This is a genomic window from Haliscomenobacter sp. (genome assembly GCF_033763495.1).
In the GTDB taxonomy this organism is placed as follows: domain Bacteria; phylum Bacteroidota; class Bacteroidia; order Chitinophagales; family Saprospiraceae; genus Haliscomenobacter.
Genome location: NZ_JANRKL010000115.1, coordinates 1 through 22,807 on the forward strand (window position 1 = coordinate 1; position 22,807 = coordinate 22,807).

The window sequence follows — 22,807 nt, forward strand, 5'->3', positions numbered from 1 at the left end:
AAATTTCAGTCAAAGTACCTACAGTGGAACGGGCATTGCTGGTGCTTACTTTTTGCTCGATGGCGATGGCCGGGCAAATACCTTTGATGTAATCAATTTCCGGTTTTTTCATACGCCCCAGAAACTGTCGGGCATAAGAAGACAGGCTCTCCACATAACGCCGCTGCCCCTCCGCATACAAGGTATCCATAGTGATGGAGGACTTACCCGACCCTGAAACCCCGGTAACCACCACCAATTGATTTTTGGGAATGTTCAAGTCAATGTTTTTCAGGTTGTTTCCACGGGCACCTTTGATATAAATCCAGTTGTCGGAATGTGTTGAACTCACACTTGTCTCACTTGTGGCCTCTTGTTTCATGGCGTAACGACGATTAGAATGCGCAAGATACAAAAAGTTTGATGCTATCTTTGTTTTTATGCCAACAATGCACAAAAAGTTTTACTCGGATTTACTCTAGTTTCAGCGTTAGGGGAAAACCTAAAAAACGGTTAAGGTTTGGTTAATTTGAAAAAAAATCCGCTAAACTGTTTTTTCATTAAATTATTGCGTTTATCTTTGAGTCATCACTAATTTTTCTTCCAAAACCTTATTACTTCACTAAAACGTAGGCGCATATAAGCTGAAACTTCTACACTAAAAGTTACAACGGATTTAGTCCCATTGCTTTAAACTATTTAGTTATGCAAGTTACACAGCTTAACGACCAGCAGCTCATCGCCTGCTACTTGGAAGGAAACGAAAGAGCTTTCGAAGAACTGCTCAATCGCCACCAGCAAAAAATTTACACCTCTATTTATTTGTTTGTCAAGGAACAAAGTCTTGCAGAGGACATCTTTCAAGAAGTTTTCATCAAGATCATTGATACCCTTCGCCGCGGCAAGTACAACCATGAGGGTAAATTCCTCCAGTGGGCCATGCGTATCTCGTATAACATGTGTGTGGATTATTTCCGCCGCACGAAGCGCCGCCCAAAAGTTTCGCCAACCGATACTTTCGATATTTTCGACGTACTACAAACGCCGGATTTCAACTCTGAGCAGACCATCATCCGCAGCCAGACCCACGACAAGGTGCGTCACCTGGTTGACATGCTCCCACCCGAGCAACGCGAAGTGGTGATCCTGCGCCATTACGCTGACATGAGCTTCAAGGAAATTGCCAAACTGACCCGGGTAAGCATCAACACTGCCTTGGGCCGGATGCGCTACGCCTTGATCAACATTCGGAAGATGGTGGAAGAGAAAGAGGTGATTCTGCAGTGAACGGAAGTTTAGAAGTTGAGGGTCGGTTACCATTGGAACTAATGGTAACCGACCCTTTGTGTTTTTAAGGTATCTGGTGGTTTTAGTAGTCCATTTTCATCAATAACTTATTGGTAGATCACAAAAATTTTATTCCCAACAATAAAGCGAACTTATTTTTCTCATGGCTGCTTTAAATAGTAAACGCTGCTATGAACACAACAATCCCTCGCATTTGTTTCATCTTCATGTTGATTTGGCCCATGCTGCTTCAGGCACAACTCTCACGTGGAACCTTCTATTCTAGTAGCTATGGAATCAACAATATCCCGGGTTTTGCTAATGGCTTAGCGGAGTTATCTCTAACTACAGGTAATGGTGACGGCTTGCTAAGACTAGCCATTGCGCCAGAATTTGGCCTTTTTGTTTCTGATCGATGGTTGTTGGGCAGTAGACTGACGATAGGCTCTTTCATCCTATCCGGGGAGACGGGGGCTGGTAGTTTTTCATTTTCACCATTTGCACGGTATTATTTTAACCCACAAGCACGCAACAATCATTTTTTTGCCAATGCCCAGTTAGATTTGAGCCTTTCACCAGGTGCTGTGGGTGCCAATTTGGGACTGGGTTTGACTCACTTTCTGGCGCCAGGGCTGGGTTGGGACACTTATTTGGCCTTACAGCGATCCAATTTTGAGATCGAGCAGAATTTACGCATGGGTTTGTTTAGCCAGCTCAACATTTACCTCAATAAAGACCAACGAAGCAATCGCCGCGAAGCCTTGTCTGGTATTCAACGTGGAAGTATAATGATTGGTGGAACCAATGGCGGCTTTTCATTCGGCCTACAATCGGCCCGAGAAGGCACTTCGAATGTCTCGGCTTTTGATGTAGCGCCTAATTTACTCTACTTTTTTACCGATCAACTGGCTGTAGGAACCCGTTTGAACCTGATCATTAATGGGAATGACTACTTCAACGCTACCACTTTTGGCCTCGCACCACAGGTACGGTACTATTTTGCGAAGGCACAACACCAGCTATGGTTCATCGGCAGCGCCTATGAATTTGCTCGATCCACTGGTAAAGTAGCCGAGCAAAACTTTGAAGTCAACACTAGTAGCCTAAGCTTTGGTGGTGGGCTAAACAGTTTTTTGACATCCCATCTAGCACTGGAATTGGCGCCCAATTTGAACTATAATTTTGAGCGCAATACTACCCGACTTGGTATCGATTTAGGCGTTCAGTTTTTTTTGCATCCGAGGTAAGTAGGAATTGTGGGTCTATTCTTTGTTTTTGAGTCTAAAAGCCTGGTCTTTTTCTGCTGCTATTCTAGTTGTTGTTGGAATTGAAAAATGGATCATATCGTAGTCTAAATAAAGTTATTTTTCTATCTTAGAGTCTTTTAAAGCTTTTATTTTGATGAACTAGTCTATTTTGTATCAACCTTCAGAATCATGAGAACCACCTTAATATTGTTTGGGCTTTGCTTCATGTTGAACTCACTAGCGCAAACACCCCAACCTACTCCTGTTGCTCCAGCAATGCCCGAGAAGCGCATCCCGACGGTACCTAGTGATCTGGCCAAACTGCCTACCCAGAAACCAGTGCTGCACGGCCGACACTGGATGGCCATAACGGGCAAACCCCTGGCAGCGACAGCTGGGGCCATGACCTTCCAAAAAGGTGGCAATGCCATTGACGCAGCTTGTGCCATGTTGGCAGCTACTTGTACCATGTGGGATGTATTGAGCTGGGGAGGGGAAACTCAGGCATTAATATATCACCCCAAAACGCAAAAAGTCATCGCCATTAATGCCTTGGGGGTTGCACCAACCGGAGCAACAGCCGATTTTTTCAAAAAGAAAGACCTCAAATACCCTCCTGGAGATGGGCCTTTATCGGCAGTTACCCCAGGTACGCCCGGCGGGCTAATGACTATGCTCGCTGAATACGGCACCATGAGTTTGAAAGAAATCCTGGCTCCAGCTATACAACTTGCCGAAGGTTATCCTATGGAGAAAGAAACTGCGGAGCGGATTGCCAACAACAAAAACAAACTGGTTAAATGGCCCTACTCCAAGCAAGTTTTTATCACTCACCCTGGTGAAGGCGTAGAAACGCCCCGTGCAGGTGAGTTATTCAAACAGACTGATCTGTTGGCCACCCTCAAAAAGCTGGTGGATACTGAGCAAGTTGCACTCAAAGCGGGAAAATCGCGCAAAGAAGCCATTTACGCAGCTTATGCCCGTTTTTATCAAGGGGACATTGCACAGGAATTTGTACGCGGTTGCCAGGAGCAAGGGGGGCTGATCACCATGCAAGACTTGGCCAAGTGGAAGGTGCTGACCGAAGAACCTGTGATGACCGACTATAAAGGCATTCGGGTATACAAACTCAAACAATGGACCCAGGGCCCGGCGTTGTTGCAGTCACTCAACATTCTGGAAAATTTTGACCTCAAAAAAATGGGCTACAATACGCCCAATTATATCCATACCCTATACCAGGCGATGAATATGGCCTTTGCGGATCGCGATTTTTATTATGGTGATCCTTATGTTGCCCCCGAAGAGCCCATCAAGGGCTTGTTGTCCAAGGAGTATGCCAAAGAACGAGCCAAGCGGATTAACCTTAACCAGAATGATTCACTCGTAAAGCCTGGGGACCCCTACCCTTTTGAAGGCAAGAGCAATCCTTTTTTGTCTATTTTGGAAAAATGGGGAAGCCCGGCCACTTCTGCCGTTTTACCTAACAACCCAAATATTTTCAGTGATCCTGATTATTTAGCCGGTTTTTTTGCGGGCACCACTTCCATCCAGGCAGCCGACAAAGAGGGCTGGGTCGTTTCCATCACTCCGAGCGGGGGCTGGGTTCCTGCGGTAATTGCCGGAAAAACCGGCGTGGGCATGAGCCAACGCATGCAAGCCTTTGTGCTCGATCCCAATGAAAACCCGTTCAATGTTGTAGCCCCCGGCAAACGGCCAAGGGTCACCCTTACTCCGAGCTTGGCCCTTAAGGACGGCAAGCCATTTTTATCCTTTGCCGTGCAAGGAGGCGATTCTCAGGATCAAAACCTCCTCCAGTTTTTCCTCAATATAGTCGAATTTGGCATGAACGTACAACAAGCCTGTGAAGCTCCGAATTTCAACAGCTTCCAGATGCGGAGTTCATTTGACAAACATGAAACCAAACCGGGTAGCATGCTCATGAACGAGAGTACCACTCCGGCAATTCGCCAGGCTTTGGAGCGAATGGGCTACAAACTCAGTTTCGAACCCCGCACTTCTGGTCCAATCAATGCCATTTTTTTTGATTGGGCAAACGGTAGTTTCTGGGGTGGATCTAGTAATCATGGGGATGATTATGGGATAGGGTGGTGATGGGGGTAATTGACCCTTTCATTCTTTAATAAAAAATTGAGGGGTGCTTGCCAATCATCGGCAAGCACCCCTCAATTTTTCTGAATCAACAGTTTTGGGCCTTGCGTTCGGGTGGGTTTTGAAGCCCAAAACTGCCAACCAGCACCCACTCGAACAGTGTTACCCTCAAAACCACAACTCTGGGTGCTTTTCCAAATTCAGGCTTTTTTTGTCCTTTTTGTGCAATTCAACCAAAAATCCAAAATTCAGGACCATGGCCTTGCCCGCAGCACCGATGGATCCCCTGGCGCGGATATCAAAATTGGGGGAAGGCAACCAGTACCCACCGCCAACCGCCACCTGAAACAAACCTTTACCCGCGCCGCTTAGTAAATTTACCCGCGAGCTGATGTTGTTCAGCGCATCGATGGCATCGCGATCCATATTGGTCCCTTGTGATAAAAGGTAGTCTGAAAAACGAACGCCGTCGTCGTAGATGATGCTGCCGAACAAGAAGGTGCTGTTGTCGAATTTGCGCCCCATTTCAATGCCCAGCGAGATCGCATTGGGGAGTGGAACATTTTTGCCTTCTACGTTCACGTTTCCCCGCAATTTGAAGGTTTGTGCAAAATTTTGCGAGGTGGCAACCTGTGCCCGGACGTAATAGTCGTTTTCTTGTGGGAAATGCCAGCCAATAAAAACCTGTGGCGCAAGCGTGGTGGAGCGGATTCGCTTGGGAAAAACCTTGCTCAGATCTCCTCCCGCTAATTTTACGACTTGATCAACACCTTGCAAACCCTGACTGCCATCGCGGCTGAAAGAAAAGGTTTGGTGTTGTGCACCGATGCCGAAGAATAATTGTGCGCTGCTTTTTGAAGAGAAAAGCAGTAAGAAACCTAAAATGAGTAAATAAAGTCTCATGGAAATAAGTTTTGTTCTCTCAAAAGTATGCTAAGCGATACACCAATAAGACATGCTGAGCCGGGCGAAGGGTCCTTCAAACTAAGCCTTTTGGATATGACGCAATTTTCGAACATAAGATACGAAGTTTCAAAGATATGACTCCTAAATTTTCGATTTAGTAGTGGGGCAAAAATAAATGTTCATTTTTTTTGGGGTGGCTAGTAGGGTGATGTGGGCGCGTCATATACAATCACCAATTTACTGAATTATTAATTTTTCCACTACAGTTTTCTTGGATCCATCTACCAATATTTCAACCAAATAACTTCCTTTGCTGAGATTAGGCAAGGTTAAGGAAAATAACGTTGAAGCATCTGTTGAGGTAAATTTTTGTTTCCATACCCTGCGACCGCTAATGTCTAGCAAACTTATGGTTTCAACTTTTACTTTTTCGGATGCTTCAATTTTCAATAAACTCCCACTAAGTAATGGGTTAGGAAACAGTTTTAGCTTATAAGCAGTGCTTAATGGTGGCGATTTATACTCAAACAACATCCGTATTTCTGTAGCTGATAAGGCACGGTTGTAGACATGCATGTCATCCATCAAACCATAATAGTTTTGAGCATCATTAAAGATGTGATTAGCACCTAGTCTGATTGGTGCGTTATTACTCACCTCTAGTATTGCAACGGTCCTACTGACCACCAGTTCTGCATTGATAAAAATCAACAGCTGGTCTCCACTTCTTTGAAATACAAAATGACGCCAGGTTAAATCGTTGAGGTTTTGAGGAGCAGTGTACAGAATATCATTCCACTCTTGTCTGAAGGAAATGGCTCCATTGGAGGGATAATCAACAAAAACTGTAAGCCCTTCAAATGGATTTACTGGGTTTTCGGCCTTAATGAAAATTGCTGAATAGTCTAAGTTGTTGCCGATTTCCTGGCTGCCGTATTTGAGCCAAAGACTTAGGGTAAAGTCTTTTTTCCCAAATTGAAAATCAGCATGGTTAGGAATTTCAACTCTGCTGCTCAGGCCATTGAAAGAGTAGGCGTGGTTGGCATTTCCAAACCTGTCTTTCTCCAGGGTGATTGAAACATTTTGCCCATCATGGCCTTTTCCAGACAAATCTTTAAGCGGGATGGTATTGAACTCGTATTGGGCAAGCAATCCATTTTTTATACTCTGGGTAAATCCCCAAAACGGTACAAAAGCTAAAAATATGAGGCATAGAATTTTCATAATTTGTCGATTTTATCAAGTAATAAAGATAATCTGTCTCATTTAATACAGCACTAATTTTACGGGCGATAATTTGTCATTTAAAATCCAAAATTGGCATCTAAAAACTAAGGGGGTGACCACCTGTCTTTGGCGATCACCCCCCTATTTACGCAACTTTCTCAACTACTCAATCAAATCTTGTAGTCCTTAATAAAAGCTGGCATACTGGTACTCGTACGCTTGCTGCGCGCATGAGTTTTAGGTTCTTTGTGTTCTTCTGGTAAGTGACCATGTTTCATCAGGCGAGCGTAGTGCTTGGTGAAATAAGTAATGATCACATCCGAGCCAGCCCGGCGCAAACACATGAGGGTTTCCTGAACCGCTTGGTCCAGGTCCAACCAGCCCTTTTCAGCTGCTGCAATGAGCATGGCACATTCGCCACTCACATGGTAGGCAGCAACCGGAGTTTCTGTATTGGTTTTCAACAAATTGATCACATCCAGATAGTTTAGCGCAGGTTTCACCATAATGAAATCTGCACCTTCCTCGATGTCCAAAGCCGCCTCAATTAGGGCTTCTCTTTGGTTAGCGGGATCCATCTGGTAGGTTTTTTTGTCCCCTCCACGTGGAGCTGAATCCAGGGCATGACGGAATGGACCATAAAAGGCACTGGCATACTTGGCTGTGTAAGCCATAATGCCGGTATCGGTATATCCAGCCGCATCAAGTGCTTCGCGCATGTAACCTACTCTTCCGTCCATCATATCGGATGGGCCAAGTAGGTCAAAACCAGCAGCAGCTTGTGCAACCGCCATTTTTGCGAGAATCGGTAAGGTTTCGTCGTTGATGATTTTGCCATCGCGTACCAGGCCGTCGTGACCATCAGTGCTGTACGGATCCATGGCAACATCACTAATCAGGCAGGTTTCGGGAAAACGGCGTTTGACTTCCGCAGCAATTTTGAGGTAAAAGTTGTCCTCATCATAGCCATAGGTAGCAAACTTGTCCTTGTACTGGTCTGGCACTACTGGGAATAGAATGAAGTTGGTAATTCCCAGGTTTAAGGAATCTTCCACTTCTCTCAAGGTTTCCCGGAGGCCGAGCCGATAGGTGTTAGGCAAAGATTTAACTGGTTCACGTGAGTTTTCTTTGCTTACCAGAAACAGGGGCTGCACGAGGTGTTCCGTGGAAAGGTGTGTTTCCTGGATCATTCCTCTAATGGCAGCGTTTCGTCGATTACGTCTAGGTCTTTTTAGCATAAGTGTCCTATTAAAACAAAAACAATTAATGGTTTTGGGAGTCGCGATGTTTGGGTACCGGATCAAATCCGAAACCTCCCCAAGGATGACAGCGGCCGATGCGTTTGAGCCCCATCCATACTCCCCGAACACCCCACTTCTCGATAGCATCTATCATGTAAGCGGAACAACTTGGGTCGTATGCACAATGAGGCCTAAACAAGGGCCAGATGGCAACCTTGTAGAATCTAATAGGAAGAATAAGAATAAATTTGACTAAGCGTTTCCAATTTTGGCTAAAAACCATGTTTCTTACCAATTAAATGCAATATAACGCCATATCCCGAAGAAAACAAGTCATTCATCGAAAAATGACATTAATTTAGCAAAACTAATATGTGAATGGGCTCCTTTCCAGCATCATCACAAGCGACAAACCCGCCGCCGCACCGGATACAAACAGATTGAATTCTCTTTGCTTGATGCGGAACACATTGAATGCCAAGAAAGAAGACAGCAGAATTACAGCAACGATAGCGAGTTGACCCAATTCAACTCCCACGTTAAAGGCTAGGAGTTGTAATAATAAATCATTTTCTTCACCTGACATAGTCAGAGACCGGAAAAAATTTGAAAAACCCATCCCATGGATCAAACCGAAGATCAGGGCAAAAGCGTAGTTGATATTTAAGTTACGGTTAAAGGTACCACTGCGGATTTCCTTTTGGTCAAATTTGTGATACACCACATTGTAAATTGATGTCACAAAAATGGTCAAAGGAATCAAAAATTCAACCACCTTGGTATTTACTCCAATGATGTTCATCGCTGCCAATCCCAAGGTGAGCGAATGCCCCAGGGTAAAAGCCGTCACCAGAATGGCAACTTTTCGCCATTCTCCCAAACGATAGATTGCACATAAGACAACGATAAAGAGGATGTGGTCGTATCCAGCCAGATCGGCGATATGGGCAAAACCCAGTTCGAGGTAGGTTTGAAAAATTGATTGCATAACCTAAAAGTTGAGGGGCAAAGATAGGCTTTGCCCCTCAATCTGTTCGCTAAACGGGCGACGAATGTCCAAAATCAGCTCCATTTCTAATTTGTGGGTCTATTTGACCAATTTGGCTTTCCATTCTTTTGGTGAAAAATCGATGGAATACAGGTTTTCAATCCTTTTGCCATCCCTCATCTCCGTCCGGCTGAAATACAGTGTTTTACCCTTGAGCTGCATGAAAGGGCAAAAATCGCCTAGCTTGGAATTGATATCGGGGCCAAGGTTAAGTGGTTCTGACCATTTGCCTTTTACTTTAAAACTGATGTATAAATCCGAAGCACCATAACCACTGGGTTCCTGTCGCCAAAAAATAATAAAATCCTCTTTGGGCGAGATAAAAGGATTGCTGTCGTGGTTGGCACTATTGAGTACAGAACCCAGGTTTTTAGGAGTTTGATAGGCTCCATTATGGTATTCACTCATGTACAGGTCGAGTTTGCCTTGCCCTCCGGCTCGATTGGAGGAAAAATAAATGTTACCGGAGTTGGCAATGGTTGCATAAATATCTGAGCTATCGCTGTTGATGGTGGCCCCCAAATGGAAGGGTTCGCCCCAAGTATTGCCTTCACGTTTTACCCCCCAGATGTCAAAATCGTCCTTAATCTGATCAGGGTTTAAAGGTCGGGTGGAGTTAAAAAGCAACAATTTCCCATCGGGTGAAAAGGCTGGGTCAATGTCACTCCAGCGGATGCCTCGGGTAGAAAAAGGGGCGACTATGGGTTTGGTCCAAGTCCCATTTTCAGCTGTAGAAGTGAACAAGTGTAAACTATCCCGCCCACCATAAGCTTTTACAAAAACGGCAGTTTGGCCGTCTGGCGAGAGGGTCAAGCCAAAAACTTGCCCATCGGAGAGAATACCCGGGGAAAAAATTGTCGCTGTTTGAGCAAGTGAATGCAGCTGAAAAATAAAAAAGAGCGTACAGACAGCCCCAAAGCGTGTGGTAAAAAGCATGTACTTTTGCATGGTGATTGATCGTTTTGGGTGCAAAAATGTAGCACTTTTGGGGGCCGATCTACCTGATTTATAAATCCATCAGCACAAATGTATCAATTCGACAGTTTATTTGCGGCACTGAGTGGTTTGGGCATTGCCAATGGGATTTTGTTTGGCTTGTATCTGTTGCGCAGGGGGCAAGGTGAAGCTCGAACCACGAATCGCTACCTGGGTTACTTCATGCTTTTGCTGAGTTTGCGCTTTGCCATCACTACCCTATCCTATTTTTACCGCAGCCCGGAGTGGTATGTGGTTGATGTGGGTTTAGTGCTCAATTTGGCCTTGGGGCCTTGTTTTTTGGCTTATACGTACAGCATTTTTAGGACTCCAGTTCCAGTTTTGTTTTGGATAAAACAGCTGTTTCCCGCGATTGGCTTAGGAGTAGTGGCTTTGTTGGCCCGAACTGTCCTACCACTCGGTACTTTTTTTGAACCTTTTAAAAATGGCTGGTTTATGGTCAATCAGGTGACTTTATTGCATTGGATATTGTATCTGGTGTATGCTTTCCGCTGGTCAAAATTAATCTTGGCCGAGAAAAAAGCCCAAGGGTTTAATGTTCAAAAAATACAAGAGGGTTTGTGGGGTTTGTTGCTGTTTATGGGCATCTTGATTTTGGGCTACAGTTTCAACAATGCCAAGGTACTTTGTGTAATTTTTTGCCCCTTGTTTTACACGATTATTGTTTATTTGATTTTGGCTTATTTTATTAAAAACTATACTTCGCTTCAAAAAGCTTACGCCTGGGAAAAAGGGAAACCCTCCGCCATTAAAACCGAACAAATTGCTCAGCTCAAAGTGCAATTGCAAAGATTGATGGAGGAGGAGCAATGTTTTCGAGATTCAGAGCTAAGCTTGGATAAACTGGCCCAACAACTTGGCAGCAGTACCCACACCCTTTCACACTACATCAATACTTATGAAGGTTGCAATTTCCCGGATTGGCTCAATCGTTTTCGGGTGGAGTACGCTTGTCAGTTGTTGCACGACCCACAACTTGCCCAGTTAAAGATCGCAGCGCTGGCGTATGAAAGTGGGTTCAATACCTTGTCCGTGTTTAATGGGGCATTTAAGAAGGTGGTGGGATGTACGCCGTCGGAGTTTAGGAGGATGGGGACCGATCAAGTTTTCTTTTAAGCACTACACTTGAAATAATGGGATTTTAATGCTATTTTTACCTAATCAATCACCACGTATGACCAAAATACTCGAACTTCCACTCAAGCAATTGGATTGGGCCGCAGTTCAAGCACTAAAAGACGAGTATCCTAACGCCATTTTCAGGGTAGAATCAGATTTTCCATCTACGGCTACCCCTATGGATGAAGAGCAGTTTTGGTCAATTATCGCATTGCTAGATTGGAATAAAGACCAGGAAGATGACATTTTGGAGCCAGCTATTCATTCTTTAAGCCAATTGTCGGATGAGTCCATATTTGGTTTTCACGAATTGCTCAATCAGAAATTATTTGCATTAGATGCACGTAAGTATGCGGAGCACTTGGGGAGCAATCGTTTTGCGCCTGCGGAAGGTAATTTTTTTTCAGTCGATGATTTTTTATACAGCCGCTGTGGGGTGATCGCCAATGGACGTCAATTTTTTGAAGAAGTATTGGCAAGGCCTTCTTTGATTCCTAAAGAGTTCACCTATGAATCTTTGCTTTACTTGCCCGAAAAAGCTTGGGAAGCAAAACATTCGAACGTTGACTACGATTATTTTCCAGAAACATCTTACGAAACTTTCAGCAATATAGAAGGGTGGCCAGGCATGCGCCCCCTGCAAGATCGTTTGAATAAGCGTTAGGAGATGTCCAGCCACGGGAACAGCAACGATAACAGTAAGGAGCACCATATTTACGAAATCTACGATCGCGAGTTCAAGGATGTTTATAAATATGGCGAATCAGGGAAACCTCTGACTAAAGATGGTAACTCTCCACGGGGAATCTTGCAAGCCCGTGAACTGAACAGAGCAGTTCGCTGGCCACGTTTTCTTTGTCGAGTTGTATTGACAGGCATCTCTGGAAAGGCCGAGGCAAAAAGAATTGAACAAGAATTTATTGATGCTTATGAAGCCCTGCATGGCCATGTCCCTCCTGGAAATGACACAAGTGAGACGTGGACTGAGGAATAACAATCTCTCAGGGCACCGGCTCACTCCTCCGCCAACAAATTAAACTCATACGCCACCCTCACCAGCCCAGCCGTATTTTTCACGTTCAATTTGCGCAACAAACTTTTGCGGTGTGAAATGACCGTTGTATCACTAATAAACAACTTAGTGGCAATCTCTTCCGTGCTACACTCATCAATGATCAAGCGCAGAATCTCCTTTTCACGGCGGGTGATTTTGGGGATGTACTGTGAGCGAGAAGGTTTTTTGGCCTGCATCCCATCCAGGAGGCTGTTGGTCACTGCTTTGCTGAAGTATTTTTCTCCTTGTTGAATGCTTTGAATGGCGGTGACCAACTCGTCCTTGCCCGCATTTTTCAAGACATAACCATCCGCACCTGCCTTAACCATCTTGGTAATGAAACCCGCTTCACTGTGCATGGTCAGGCTGAGCACTTTTTTATCCGGGAAGCGTTTTTTGATTTCCTGACACACTTCAAAACCATTCATATCCGGCATATTGATGTCCAGCAGGATGAGGTCAATTTCCGCGTGGTGTTTTTCCAGCGCATCCAGAGCATCTTTGCCATTTAGGGCCTGATGAACGATGCTAATACCTTCGGCTTTCTCCAGCAAGGCCATGATGCCATCAATCAGTACCTGGTGATCGTCTACGACAAGGAGTTTAATGGTGTTTGGATTTTCCATACTAATCATTTTTGGGTTTCAAGGGCGAAAAAAAATAAGTATTCATTTTGCCAAAGGATTAGATAAGTAAACGATTCATTTTAAGTGCCTTATCTAATCCTTTGGCTCAAGAAAAATGAATACTTATTTTTGCCCCACTACTAATGGGATGTCGATGGTAAAAGTGCTGCCGGCCTGCGGGGAGGATTCTACCTCCATTTTGCCGCCCAATAACGCCAAACGGGACTGGATGCTTTGTAACCCAATCCCTGGTTTTTTTAGTTTTTCAGCAGGATCAAAACCCTGGCCATCGTCCTCCACTACAATGTTCAACACTTCATCTTCAACGCTAAGTTGTACAATCAACTCGCTGGCTTCGGCATGTCTTAAAGTATTTTTAACCAATTCCTGCACAATCCGGTACACCGATACTGCTGTTTGGTCATCAAAAGTATAATCCAGGCCATATGGAATAAAGCTGACTTCCAATCTACCAGAGCGATTGATGCCCTCGCATAAGTCCTGTAAAGCGTACTCCAGGCCGTACTGCTGCAAAATGGCTGGCAACAGGTTGTACGAAATTTTGCGCACCTCCGTACAAGCCTCATCCAACAGGTTATCCGCTTTTTGATAGGATTTGACGGTGTCGATGTCTGGTCTTTCATTTTGCACTGCATTGAATTGCAACTTCACTGTGGCCAACAAGGTCCCCAATCCATCGTGCAACTCTTGAGCAATCCGCTTGCGTTCCTGTTCCTCCCCATTGATCATGGAACGCAGTTGATCGGCCTCTCTTTGTTTTTCCAGAGCCGCCATACGCTCGGCTTGCACCCGTTTTTCTACACTTGAGCGGTAGTTTTGAAACAACAAAAAAGCAATCAAAGCGCCAGCCAATAGTGTTCCTCCCAACAAATAATTGAGTAGGTTTTTTTGGCGCAATTCCGCCCGATTGCGTGCTATTTCAGCCTGTTGCAAACTATCCCGCAGGGCGGCATTGTCAAATCGGGCATTCATTTCGCTGATGGTGCGGGTTTGTTCCAGGTTAAAAATGGAATCTTTCAAATGTTGATGGCGCTTGGAGAAAGTATAGGCAGCTTTAAAATTGCCTTGTAGGGCGTGGGCCCGAGCCAGGTTGTCCCACACGGCCAATAGTTGTTCGCGGCTGCCCGCAGTTTGGGCAAGTACTACACAGGGTTGTAAACTGCGCAAGGCCCCCGTAGCATCCCTCAGGTCAATTTGAATCCTGGCCATATCCAAACGGGTCTCCACTTCGCCCAGGATTTCCCCATTGTTGATTTTGGATTGCAGCTCCTTGTTGAAATAGGTCAAGGCTTTTCGAGAGGAGTCAGTTTGTTGAAACAAAACCAGGGTGCGGCCCATTTCCAGGTCATTGCCAATGCTGAAGAATCCTTGCCTCGCTTTTTGGTACCATTGTTGGGCCTCAGCTCGCTTGCCAACTTTAGCTTGATTTTCTCCCAAACAGCGCTGAATTTCTGCCGCCTTGAAGCTATTGTTTTTAACCAGAGCCAGGTTCAAAGCCCGGTTTAGATAGGCATTGGAACTTTGGAGCTGATTCTGCTGACGGTAGGCCAGGCCCAAGCTGTGCAAGAGTTCCATTTGTTGTAAAGAATCCCGGATCGAAACGGCTAGGGTTAACGCTTTTAGCCTTTGCTCCTGCGCTTCAGGGTAATCGCCCTTTTGTTGCAGCAGTTCGGCCAACTCCTGGTAATCAGCAATCAAATTGTGTTTATCCTGGGTCTTCTTACGCAATTGAATCAGTTCTTCCAGGTAAGTTTGGGCTTGAAGGAGCGCCCCATCCTGGTTCTTGTAATTGGTAGCCAATTGGGTGAGGAAGTCTATTTCCAGCGTTTTATCGGGCAACTGTTGGGCGAGGGTCTTGCCTTTTTTTAAATAAAAATTAGCTTTATCCAGTTGGTTTTGGGCACTGTATAGTTTGGCCAAATAATTGCAAGCTGCCGCCAGAGTAGTCTGATGTCGGCTTGGGTCAGCTTTTTTTTCCAATTTGAGCAAAATCCCCTTGGCCTCCGGCCAGTTGCCTTCTATCATATTTAGGTGGCCTTGCGACAACCAAATTTCCAATAAGCGTGGAAGGTCAGATTGCTCTTCAGCCCAATTGGCACAAGCTTCCAATTGGTCTCGGCACCGATCATAATCATCTTGGTAAAAATAAGAGGTCGCTAAGCCCATTCCAGCAGTAAGCTGCAACTGGTGCTGTTTTTTCTGTTGGGCTTGTTGAAGGGCACGGGCAAAAAACAATTGGGCTGAATCGGGTTGATCCTGTTCCAGATAATATTGTGCTTTTTTAAGGAGTTCAGGTGTGGAGAGGGCCAATACAGGGCAGAGATTGGGCAGAACTGCCAGAAGCAGTGCATAAAGCAGCATGTTTGTCCGGGCTTCTGGTCGCATCAATGCATTATTTGATCAAAAATACAAGGTTAAGGTAGTTCGCCAGGCATTGTAGCCAGTTTGATTGCTATTTTGAACGGATTGAAAGCAATAAGCACTACGCAGGAGGATGAAGTTTTTAATTTTTGCTCCCAATACCAGCGAATTCCGCAATACCGCCTGGTCCCAATCGTCCGAAAATTGCAGGGTTTCGATCCTCCAGGCGGCGTAGGTTCCTACTAGAAAAGGGAACTCGTATTTGGTATCCATCCAGGCTGAAAAACCTTTAAAGTGGTGGTTGCGTGGAGTGTACTGCTTGCTACCTGGGCTGTATTCCGGCACGCGATAAAAACCTGCGGTTAACTCCCCAGACCATTCAAAATGCCCGGCTCCGAGTACAAAATCGGTACCGAACAGGGCTTGCTGATAGCCAGTTCGATCAACAAGTTGCTCATTCAAGGGGTGGTTTTGCAAAAATTTACCAAAGCTACCTGAAAAACCTTGTTTCCAAAAATACGTCGGTTGCAGTTTAAGGCGAGCCATCACCCCGTAATTGAGGGGATCAAAATTGAAATTCCGAGGCAGATTGGGCGAAGCAGTGGTCAATGCGAATTCCAGGGAGCTTTTCCCAGGTTTGATGGTCCAGCGCGCTTTAAGGCCATTGGAATAGCCATTGTAGTACTGGAGTGGAATGCCCCATTCGTTGCGGCCATTGATAGGAATCTGGGTGCCATTGCCCAGGCGATCTACCTGCCCCAATTGTTCGGAAATATTGATAAAATACCCGTAGGCAAGAGGAACATCCACGAAAGTACGGGCTGTAGACAATTGTTGATTGGCAAACAAACCAAAGGGGGAAACAAAACGCCCCACCGTGAACAACCAAGGGCTTTCTTTAGGTGCCCATTGTACGTTAGCTTGGGCGAGGCGGACTTGATTGAACTTAAGTCCTTCGTCCCGTTCCATTTGCAGGCGAAAATTGGCGCTCCATTGGGGATTGAAACGGATTTTGGACAGGAGGTTTAACTCCAAAGGCCGTACCGCTCCACTTTTGAGGTCCTTGTGTATTCCATTGAGGTAATAATGAGAACTCATCCCACCTACAATATGCTCCAGGTCAGCAGTCCCGTTGATTTCTATTTGGGTTTTCTCTTGTGCAGACACTTGGGCTAAACCAATTGTAGCCAAAAGCCCCAATCCGATGAAGCGTTTCATACTTGCTGTTTAGGGTTTGACCAGTGCAAGGTTTTTTGTGAGCACACCACCACCTTTAATGCTAATGTTGTCCTCAACAATTCCCAAACTAAAATGGTAAACCTGCACCCGATAATTGCCATCGGGCAAGCCATCTACTTCGTAATTGCCACTGGCATTGGCTTTGGTAAAATAGGGTGTATCAAGGCTCAAAATAGAGGCATTCATGCCACAATGGATGTCGCACTTTAAGTCCACTACGCCCACCTTTTCGATCAATTGAGCTACCGATTTTCCGGGTTGCCGCCGGCCGATGTTGAAGGTAGCACGAGGAGTCATGCTGAAAATGTTGTGCACTTCGGTATCACTATTCAAAAACTCAACTGTACTGCCTTTGGTGATGGGCAACACCTTGGGGACAAAGGTTTTTTCCATTTGATTCATGATGGCTCGGGGAGTTGGGCTCAATTCAGGGGTAAAATCAGTTGGGTGAAAACTCACTACAACATGCCGATTAGGGTGATTCTCCAACTCGATTTGTTTTTTCCGTGCGCTGGCGGGTTCTTCTTCACAGTATTTTTGGCTGCTGCCCCGTTTGAGTAGGGGTACATTTTCAGGGATGGCGATTTTGCCGACTACTTTACCTTTGTTGAATGGGACATCTGCTTTCGTACACAGCATTAGTATTGAATAAAAAAAGATTGAAAGTATGCGCATTTTTTGGGTTTTTAGGATTAATGGAAATTACTCAATGATCCAAAGTCGATCGTTAGAAATCTCTATAAAAAACTTACTTGATTCATATTTTTCTGCAATGAGTGGAAATTGTTGCTCCAAAATTTCTAATAGCTTAGGTGTAGGTATATTTCCAAGACTAATTTTAATCAATTTTTTAGGGCTGGATAATACAAAGTGACTGTCCTTAAAATCACTATCTTTTGAAATTAGAATAAAATCGTATTCATCAGCATAAGCTCTAATTGCCGAATCTTTAGTAAAAGAACCATCCAAAATATCATTTACGTGAATAGCTTCAACTCCCTTCGCTTCGAAGAATCGGACAATTTTCTTAGCAATATGCACATCTGCTAGGATTTTCATATCGTACAATTAGGCAGCTATATCAAGGGTTTGTCCAGACATCAACAGTTTAGCGTAATTCAAACTAGCAATGATGTCCTCTTTCTCTAGCTCAGGGTGATCATCTAAAATTTCATCAATTAACATTCCTGAACCTAACATATCAAGGATGACTTCAACAGGCCATCTCATTCCACGGATACAGGGCTTTCCATGACAAATTGAGGCATCAATAGTAATCCGTTCTAAGTACTGCATGGTTTGCTTTTTTCAATGATTCAACAAATATACTCAACTTTCGTACAAGCACAAAGAGCTAATAATTCACATAAAGAATTCGTTATCTTACGGCAAAACCTAAGTCTATGTTGCGCCAAATCCTACTATTTCACCTCGTACTGGCTTCTTTTGTTGGGCTAAATGCCCAGGCAAAAATTCACGCAGCCATAGACACCTACGCCCTAAATGCACCCGAGGAAGCTTGTAAAAGCCTCGAATCGCTGGCCTATTACCTCAAAGGCAGTGGAAAATTCAGCGAGCAGGAGAAGGCCCGTGCCATCTATACCTGGATTACCCACAACATTCGCTACAACCACAGCATCATCGAACAAAACCTCCTGGGTACCCGTGAAAACATGTTGATGCAACAGGCTGAAAACGTACTGGCCCAGCGCAGCGGAGTTTGTGAAGGTTACGCCAATTTGTATAAAGCCTTGGCCAATTTAATGAGCCTCAATGCTGAAATTGTCACCGGAAAGGTCAGGCGGGAAGATGGTCAAATTCCGGAAATCGGTCATGCCTGGGTCGCCATCAAAATTGGTGGCGAATGGTCACTCAGCGATCCAACCTGGGGGGCCGGGTATTACGACCCCGATGCGGGCATTCACTTTCCCCCCAGTGATGATTTGTACTTTCTGGTTCCGCCATCCGACATGATCCGCGACCACTACCCTTTCGACCCTGTTTGGCAGCTTAATCGTTTTCCGATGACCCAGGCACAATGGGAAAATTGGGATTTAAACTCGCCTACTCCCAAAAACGCCAGCACCCTACCTTTCTTTTATGCCGACACCATTGCGTATATGAGCAGGTTGGATACCTTGCAGCGCACCCTACGCACCTGCTCCCGCATCTTGCGATTCAACCCCAACGATGACTATGCCTTGACCCAGCTCGGGTTAAAAATGTACGAACAAGGTTTAGTTGCACTGGTGGATATTTATGGCAGTTTGTTTGCCCTGGAAAGCTCCCCCAGGCAAGCCATTGATACATTGCGGTACCATCGCCAATTGTTGTCCATTGAACAGTACTTCACCCAAGCTTGGTCCTACTTAGGGGCAATAAAATCGAGTCGCCTGCAAATGGTTCAACAACAAGTTCAGCCCTTGGAATACATGCATGCCGAGCTTATTTTCGTTCGTGGTCACATCCATTACACCTTATTGAGCCGTTACAGCCGTGAAAACTTACAACAGCTCAACAGTACCAATCTTCAATCTCTTCTTCGTCGCATCAGCATGGAATCTGAACAAGCCTGCAGCCATTACCAGCAAGCCCTGGATTTATACGCTCAGGACACTACCGAGGTCATTGTCCAAAAACGCGGCGAAATCATTTTCTTTTGGGCCCGCAGTTTGTACCTCAGCGCCATCAGTCACCTCAATGCCAGTGCCAATCGGGGCAATACTTCCGAGGAAACTTTAAATGCTAACCTCGCTTTGATTTTGCGCGGCAAAAACAACTTATTAAACATGAAAAAAGCGCTGGATCTGGGAAAATCAATCGAGGTTGAGATCAACGGATTCGTCGAAATGAATAAAGATTATCCTTTGCTGATGGCCAAATTGTTGGCCAATGAAAGCCTTACCCGTTACGATTTGATCAATCAACGCTATCGCCTCGTTTTTGACAACCCACTGCCCTTTTTAAATGGCAATTTTAGTACCGCTTTGGAGGGTTATCGCGAAAGTGAACGCAGAGCCGTTGAGGGCCTAAAAATGATCAGCAGTAGTGGCAACAACGCTGAACGGCAGACCGTCGTCCAATTCCTCAACGCTGGAGGGGGGTTAGCCAATGTTCAAATTGGGGCTTACCAGGCTCAGGTGGCCTACAAGTTGCATGAGAAGCTGGTCAAAAACCCCAACCTGGGCCCCAAAGACAAGTCTGAAGCGCTTCTGCGCATCCAGCAGGCCAAAGCGGCCTATTTGCGCGCCAAACCTTATTTGGAACAGTCCGGGTTGAGCAGTCGCAATATGTTGAATGATTTACAATCGCGCGAAAGCAGGTTGGAAGAGTTAAAAAAGTGGTGGGACTTGAGGTAATAGTAAGTAAAATCAAACCCGGGCCTGATTATTGTTCGTGTGGAGATTATAGGAAAAGGTTTTATCTTGGCTTCAAGTATGATGCAAAAATCCAGAAAAACTGATATCCATGTCGCCATTGCTATTTGACCTGAGCAAAAGTCCAAGTGTTGCAAGCCATTTTGTAGCCGAAATGCGCAATACCAGTATCCAAAATGATCGGATGCGTTTTCGGCGCAATATGGAGCGCGTCGGTGAAATTCTGGCGTATGAACTGAGCAAACATTTGCCTTATGATACGGTAGAAGTGGAAACGCCAATGGGGATAGCGAGCAGCAAAGCACTGGCCAAACCTATTGTTCTTGCAACTATTCTACGCGCAGGTTTACCCTTGCACCAGGGCCTGCTGAATTATTTTGACAGCGCTGAAAATGCCTTTGTCTCTGCTTACCGCAAACACCATAAGGACGGTACTTTTGAAATCAAGTTGGAATATTTGTCCTGCCCCAACCTGGAGGGCAAAATCCTGGTGATCGCAGATCCGATGATGGCTACTGGTGCTTCCATGGTGATTGCAGCCAAACAATTGATGGAGCATGGTACTCCTGCTGAATTGCATTTCGTGACAGCCATTGCAGCGGTGCCTGGCTTGGAATACGTGCGCCGGATGTTTCCCAAAGCGGGGATTTGGATGGGGGCTTTGGATGAGGAATTGACCGCTAAATCTTACATCGTGCCGGGCTTAGGGGATGCGGGAGATTTGGCGTATGGGGAGAAGACGCAGTACTGAGATGGTCTCCTCCTACGGCCATCCCTCCCACGGTCATCCTCCCACGGCTAAAGCCATGGGTTGGATCAGTAGGGTGGCCTCCCACGGATGAATCCGTGGGTTGGCGGGTTACTTCGGGGAATGAAAGGCCAACACACACTCACACTCACACTCACACTCACACTCACACTCACACCCACACCCACACCCTATCTTGCCCACACTTCACCTCCAAACACAAACCCTATTTTAAACACATACCCTATCTTGATCGATTTTCACAACCATCATTTGTCATCTTCTCCGGATATTTTGAGCATCCGCTCCTTTCATCAGCGGGAACAGGATTTGTTTGCGCGGTGGACTTCAGCTTGTTCCGTGGGTTTGCACCCTTGGTTTGTGTCTGAGGTGGATTGGGTGCGGGATGAGCAGTGGGATTGGCTGTCCAGAGCGGCACGAGAAGATAAGGTACTGCTTTTGGGCGAATGTGGATTGGATAAATTGCAGGGTCCTGATATGGTCTACCAGCAGTTTGTCTTTGAACAGTGTTTGTCTTTGGCCGAACAATTACAAAAGCCAGTGGTCATTCATTGTGTGCGTGCTTATGAAGAGCTTTTTGCTTCCGTTAAAAAAGTCAAACCCGGGGTTCCGCTCATCATCCATGGCTACGTCCGAAAAGCTACCGCCTTAAAGGCACTGTTGGATCAGGGTTTTTATGTTTCTTATGGTGCAGCCATCCTGCAAGCCAACAGCGCCGCTGTCCAAAGTTTGGCCCAAACGCCACTGGAAAAGCTTTTTTTGGAAAGCGATGATAAAATGCTGCCAATTGCCGACCTTTACGTCCGCGCCGCCCAAATCAAAGGCATCTCCATCCAGGAGCTGGAAACCGCGCTGCAAAACAACTTAACTACGCTACTAAGGGAATCGAAAAAATGAGCACAGACAATTGGCTGATCAGAACGGAATTGTTGATTGGAACCGAAAAAATTGAAAGTTTGCGCAAGGCCAAGGTTCTGGTCGTCGGATTAGGTGGTGTAGGGAGTTTTGCTGCCGAGTTTCTGTGCCGCGCCGGAGTGGGCAAGATGACCATTGTGGATGGCGATGTAGTGGATATAAGCAACAAAAACCGCCAGTTGCCCGCGCTGGATTCCACTGTTGGACAACCCAAAGCAGAAGTGATGGCGCAACGCATGTTGGACATCAACCCTGATCTGGAGCTAAGGGTCGTACAAGCGTTTCAGCAACCCGATTTTATGGAGGAATTGGTTCGGGATGGTTTCGATTATGTTCTGGATTGTATTGACAGTTTCCAACCCAAAATCAATCTCCTGATTCAATGCCTGGATGCCAAGGTAAACCTGATTAGCTCGATGGGTGCAGGTGGACGAGTGGACCCATCCAAAGTAAAAATTGACGACGTTTTTCGATCTTACAATTGTCCCTTTGCCCAACAGACACGTAAGTTTTTGCGCCAGAGAGGCATCAAAAAAGGCTTCCCAGTCGTGTTTTCAAGCGAACTGGTCATGCCCAATTCCTTGCAACTTACCTCGGGCAGTTCCTACAAAAAGTCCTACTATGGCACCATTTCTTACCTCCCGGCTCTGTTTGGCATCCATATGGCGAGTTACGTCATCCGAAAATTGAGCGGTCTGCTTTAATCTTGATCGGAATACCCACCCAACAATCGACTGATGTTGAACCAATTTTGGAAATAAGGCCCAAAATAGGGAATAATGGTTCGGTAACTTTGCACAGCCCCCATAAATCCAACCACCCACAAGAAGAAGCACAGAATAAGGCCAAGCAACCAAACTAAAAAGCCAAGGTAAGGGATGGCACTCAAAAATAACAACAGCGCCAAGGTAAGGTATATACCACCTGCTTGCCGAAGATGGAAAGCAGGATACTCTTCCTTACGGATAATATGTATCACAAATGCCAATACCCACCCTATCGGTGTGAGGTAAGTGAGTACACCCGTTAGTGCAGCCAATGTAGTAATCGAATGACTTCGATGGTCCATGAACGATTGTATTTGGTGATTTCGGGGTTGTAACTAGTTTTCAAGGCGCAAATATACCGGATATTTTGTAGTCCAATGCGCTAATCCATTCAAGAATCTACAAAATTAAATTTCGCGCCTTGCCTCCTTTCAAAATTTACTCCCTAATTTGGTTTACAAACCTAACCTAATGCCTAATAATATAAGGAAGACAGAATAAAACCTCTTTTCGATC

23 protein-coding genes and 1 pseudogene are annotated in these 22,807 nt (G+C 45.4%); 10 read left to right on the forward strand and 14 right to left on the reverse strand.

Annotated features, from left to right (window positions below):
* Positions 1-361 (reverse strand): annotated as a pseudogene (locus SFV55_RS12100) (excinuclease ABC subunit A); the annotation flags it as partial.
* Between the two features lie 323 nt (positions 362-684).
* On the opposite strand from SFV55_RS12100, the gene SFV55_RS12105 reads away from it, so the two are divergent.
* The 3 genes from SFV55_RS12105 (at position 685) to SFV55_RS12115 (ending at position 4,628) form a co-directional block, all read left to right on the forward strand.
* Positions 685-1,266: an RNA polymerase sigma factor gene (locus tag SFV55_RS12105; RefSeq protein WP_320029761.1), complete on the forward strand. Its 582-nt coding sequence runs from the start codon at positions 685-687 to the stop codon at positions 1,264-1,266.
* A gap of 191 nt (positions 1,267-1,457) precedes the next feature.
* On the forward strand, positions 1,458-2,513 hold the full coding sequence (locus SFV55_RS12110; RefSeq protein ID WP_320029762.1) for a hypothetical protein: 1,056 nt from the start codon (positions 1,458-1,460) through the stop codon (positions 2,511-2,513).
* A gap of 276 nt (positions 2,514-2,789) precedes the next feature.
* Positions 2,790-4,628, forward strand: a complete 1,839-nt coding sequence (locus tag SFV55_RS12115; RefSeq protein WP_413776704.1) for a gamma-glutamyltransferase family protein — start codon at positions 2,790-2,792, stop codon at positions 4,626-4,628.
* A gap of 165 nt (positions 4,629-4,793) precedes the next feature.
* Here the strand turns inward: SFV55_RS12115 and SFV55_RS12120 are convergent, their stop codons facing one another.
* From SFV55_RS12120 to SFV55_RS12145, 6 genes are all read right to left on the reverse strand, one after another.
* Positions 4,794-5,528, reverse strand: coding sequence for a hypothetical protein (locus SFV55_RS12120; RefSeq protein WP_320029764.1), 735 nt, complete (start codon positions 5,526-5,528; stop codon positions 4,794-4,796).
* A gap of 240 nt (positions 5,529-5,768) precedes the next feature.
* Positions 5,769-6,755: a LamG-like jellyroll fold domain-containing protein gene (locus tag SFV55_RS12125; RefSeq protein WP_320029765.1), complete on the reverse strand. Its 987-nt coding sequence runs from the start codon at positions 6,753-6,755 to the stop codon at positions 5,769-5,771.
* Between the two features lie 173 nt (positions 6,756-6,928).
* On the reverse strand, positions 6,929-7,996 hold the full coding sequence (hemB, locus tag SFV55_RS12130; RefSeq protein ID WP_320029766.1) for a porphobilinogen synthase: 1,068 nt from the start codon (positions 7,994-7,996) through the stop codon (positions 6,929-6,931).
* 25 nt (positions 7,997-8,021) lie between these two features.
* Positions 8,022-8,282 (reverse strand): membrane protein insertion efficiency factor YidD, encoded by a 261-nt coding sequence (yidD, locus tag SFV55_RS12135; protein ID WP_320029767.1) that lies wholly within the window; start codon positions 8,280-8,282, stop codon positions 8,022-8,024.
* An 84-nt stretch (positions 8,283-8,366) separates the two neighbouring features.
* Complete coding sequence (locus SFV55_RS12140) at positions 8,367-8,987, reverse strand: HupE/UreJ family protein (protein WP_320029768.1); 621 nt, start codon at positions 8,985-8,987, stop codon at positions 8,367-8,369.
* Positions 8,988-9,086: 99 nt separating this feature from the next.
* On the reverse strand, positions 9,087-9,995 hold the full coding sequence (locus SFV55_RS12145) for a hypothetical protein (protein ID WP_320029769.1): 909 nt from the start codon (positions 9,993-9,995) through the stop codon (positions 9,087-9,089).
* Between the two features lie 78 nt (positions 9,996-10,073).
* Here SFV55_RS12145 and SFV55_RS12150 point away from each other — a divergent pair, with 78 nt between their 5' ends.
* From SFV55_RS12150 to SFV55_RS12160, 3 genes are read left to right on the forward strand one after another with little or no spacing between them, the layout of a single operon-like run.
* Positions 10,074-11,159 carry an AraC family transcriptional regulator gene (locus SFV55_RS12150; RefSeq protein WP_320029770.1) on the forward strand — a complete coding sequence of 362 codons (1,086 nt, stop codon included), beginning with the start codon at positions 10,074-10,076 and terminating at the stop codon, positions 11,157-11,159.
* 58 nt (positions 11,160-11,217) lie between these two features.
* Positions 11,218-11,826: a DUF4240 domain-containing protein gene (locus SFV55_RS12155; RefSeq protein ID WP_320029771.1), complete on the forward strand. Its 609-nt coding sequence runs from the start codon at positions 11,218-11,220 to the stop codon at positions 11,824-11,826.
* Between the two features lie 3 nt (positions 11,827-11,829).
* Entirely contained in the window at positions 11,830-12,156 is a 327-nt protein-coding gene (locus SFV55_RS12160) for a hypothetical protein (protein ID WP_320029772.1), read from the forward strand.
* 20 nt (positions 12,157-12,176) lie between these two features.
* Here the strand turns inward: SFV55_RS12160 and SFV55_RS12165 are convergent, their stop codons facing one another.
* The 6 genes from SFV55_RS12165 to SFV55_RS12190 form a co-directional block, all read right to left on the reverse strand.
* Positions 12,177-12,842 carry a response regulator transcription factor gene (locus SFV55_RS12165; RefSeq protein ID WP_320029773.1) on the reverse strand — a complete coding sequence of 222 codons (666 nt, stop codon included), beginning with the start codon at positions 12,840-12,842 and terminating at the stop codon, positions 12,177-12,179.
* A gap of 123 nt (positions 12,843-12,965) precedes the next feature.
* Positions 12,966-15,248, reverse strand: coding sequence for a sensor histidine kinase (locus SFV55_RS12170; protein WP_320029774.1), 2,283 nt, complete (start codon positions 15,246-15,248; stop codon positions 12,966-12,968).
* A 15-nt stretch (positions 15,249-15,263) separates the two neighbouring features.
* A complete protein-coding gene (locus tag SFV55_RS12175) occupies positions 15,264-16,442 on the reverse strand; it encodes a hypothetical protein (protein WP_320029775.1) in 1,179 nt (392 codons plus the stop codon).
* Between the two features lie 9 nt (positions 16,443-16,451).
* Positions 16,452-17,138, reverse strand: a complete 687-nt coding sequence (locus SFV55_RS12180; protein WP_320029776.1) for a carboxypeptidase regulatory-like domain-containing protein — start codon at positions 17,136-17,138, stop codon at positions 16,452-16,454.
* A 27-nt stretch (positions 17,139-17,165) separates the two neighbouring features.
* Entirely contained in the window at positions 17,166-17,522 is a 357-nt protein-coding gene (locus SFV55_RS12185; RefSeq protein ID WP_320029777.1) for a DUF5615 family PIN-like protein, read from the reverse strand.
* Positions 17,523-17,531: 9 nt separating this feature from the next.
* Complete coding sequence (locus SFV55_RS12190) at positions 17,532-17,759, reverse strand: DUF433 domain-containing protein (protein ID WP_320029778.1); 228 nt, start codon at positions 17,757-17,759, stop codon at positions 17,532-17,534.
* 107 nt (positions 17,760-17,866) lie between these two features.
* Here SFV55_RS12190 and SFV55_RS12195 point away from each other — a divergent pair, with 107 nt between their 5' ends.
* From SFV55_RS12195 to SFV55_RS12210, 4 genes are all read left to right on the forward strand, one after another.
* Entirely contained in the window at positions 17,867-19,822 is a 1,956-nt protein-coding gene (locus tag SFV55_RS12195) for a transglutaminase domain-containing protein (protein WP_320029779.1), read from the forward strand.
* Between the two features lie 109 nt (positions 19,823-19,931).
* Positions 19,932-20,591, forward strand: coding sequence for a uracil phosphoribosyltransferase (gene upp, locus SFV55_RS12200; protein WP_320029780.1), 660 nt, complete (start codon positions 19,932-19,934; stop codon positions 20,589-20,591).
* 246 nt (positions 20,592-20,837) lie between these two features.
* Entirely contained in the window at positions 20,838-21,506 is a 669-nt protein-coding gene (locus tag SFV55_RS12205) for a TatD family hydrolase (protein WP_320029781.1), read from the forward strand.
* On the forward strand, positions 21,503-22,228 hold the full coding sequence (locus tag SFV55_RS12210) for a tRNA threonylcarbamoyladenosine dehydratase (protein WP_320029782.1): 726 nt from the start codon (positions 21,503-21,505) through the stop codon (positions 22,226-22,228). Before SFV55_RS12205 ends, SFV55_RS12210 begins: the two co-directional genes overlap by 4 nt.
* Here SFV55_RS12210 and SFV55_RS12215 read toward each other — a convergent pair.
* Positions 22,225-22,593: a hypothetical protein gene (locus tag SFV55_RS12215; protein WP_320029783.1), complete on the reverse strand. Its 369-nt coding sequence runs from the start codon at positions 22,591-22,593 to the stop codon at positions 22,225-22,227. The two genes, SFV55_RS12210 and SFV55_RS12215, sit on opposite strands and share 4 nt — an antisense overlap.
* Positions 22,594-22,807: the final 214 nt, after the last annotated feature.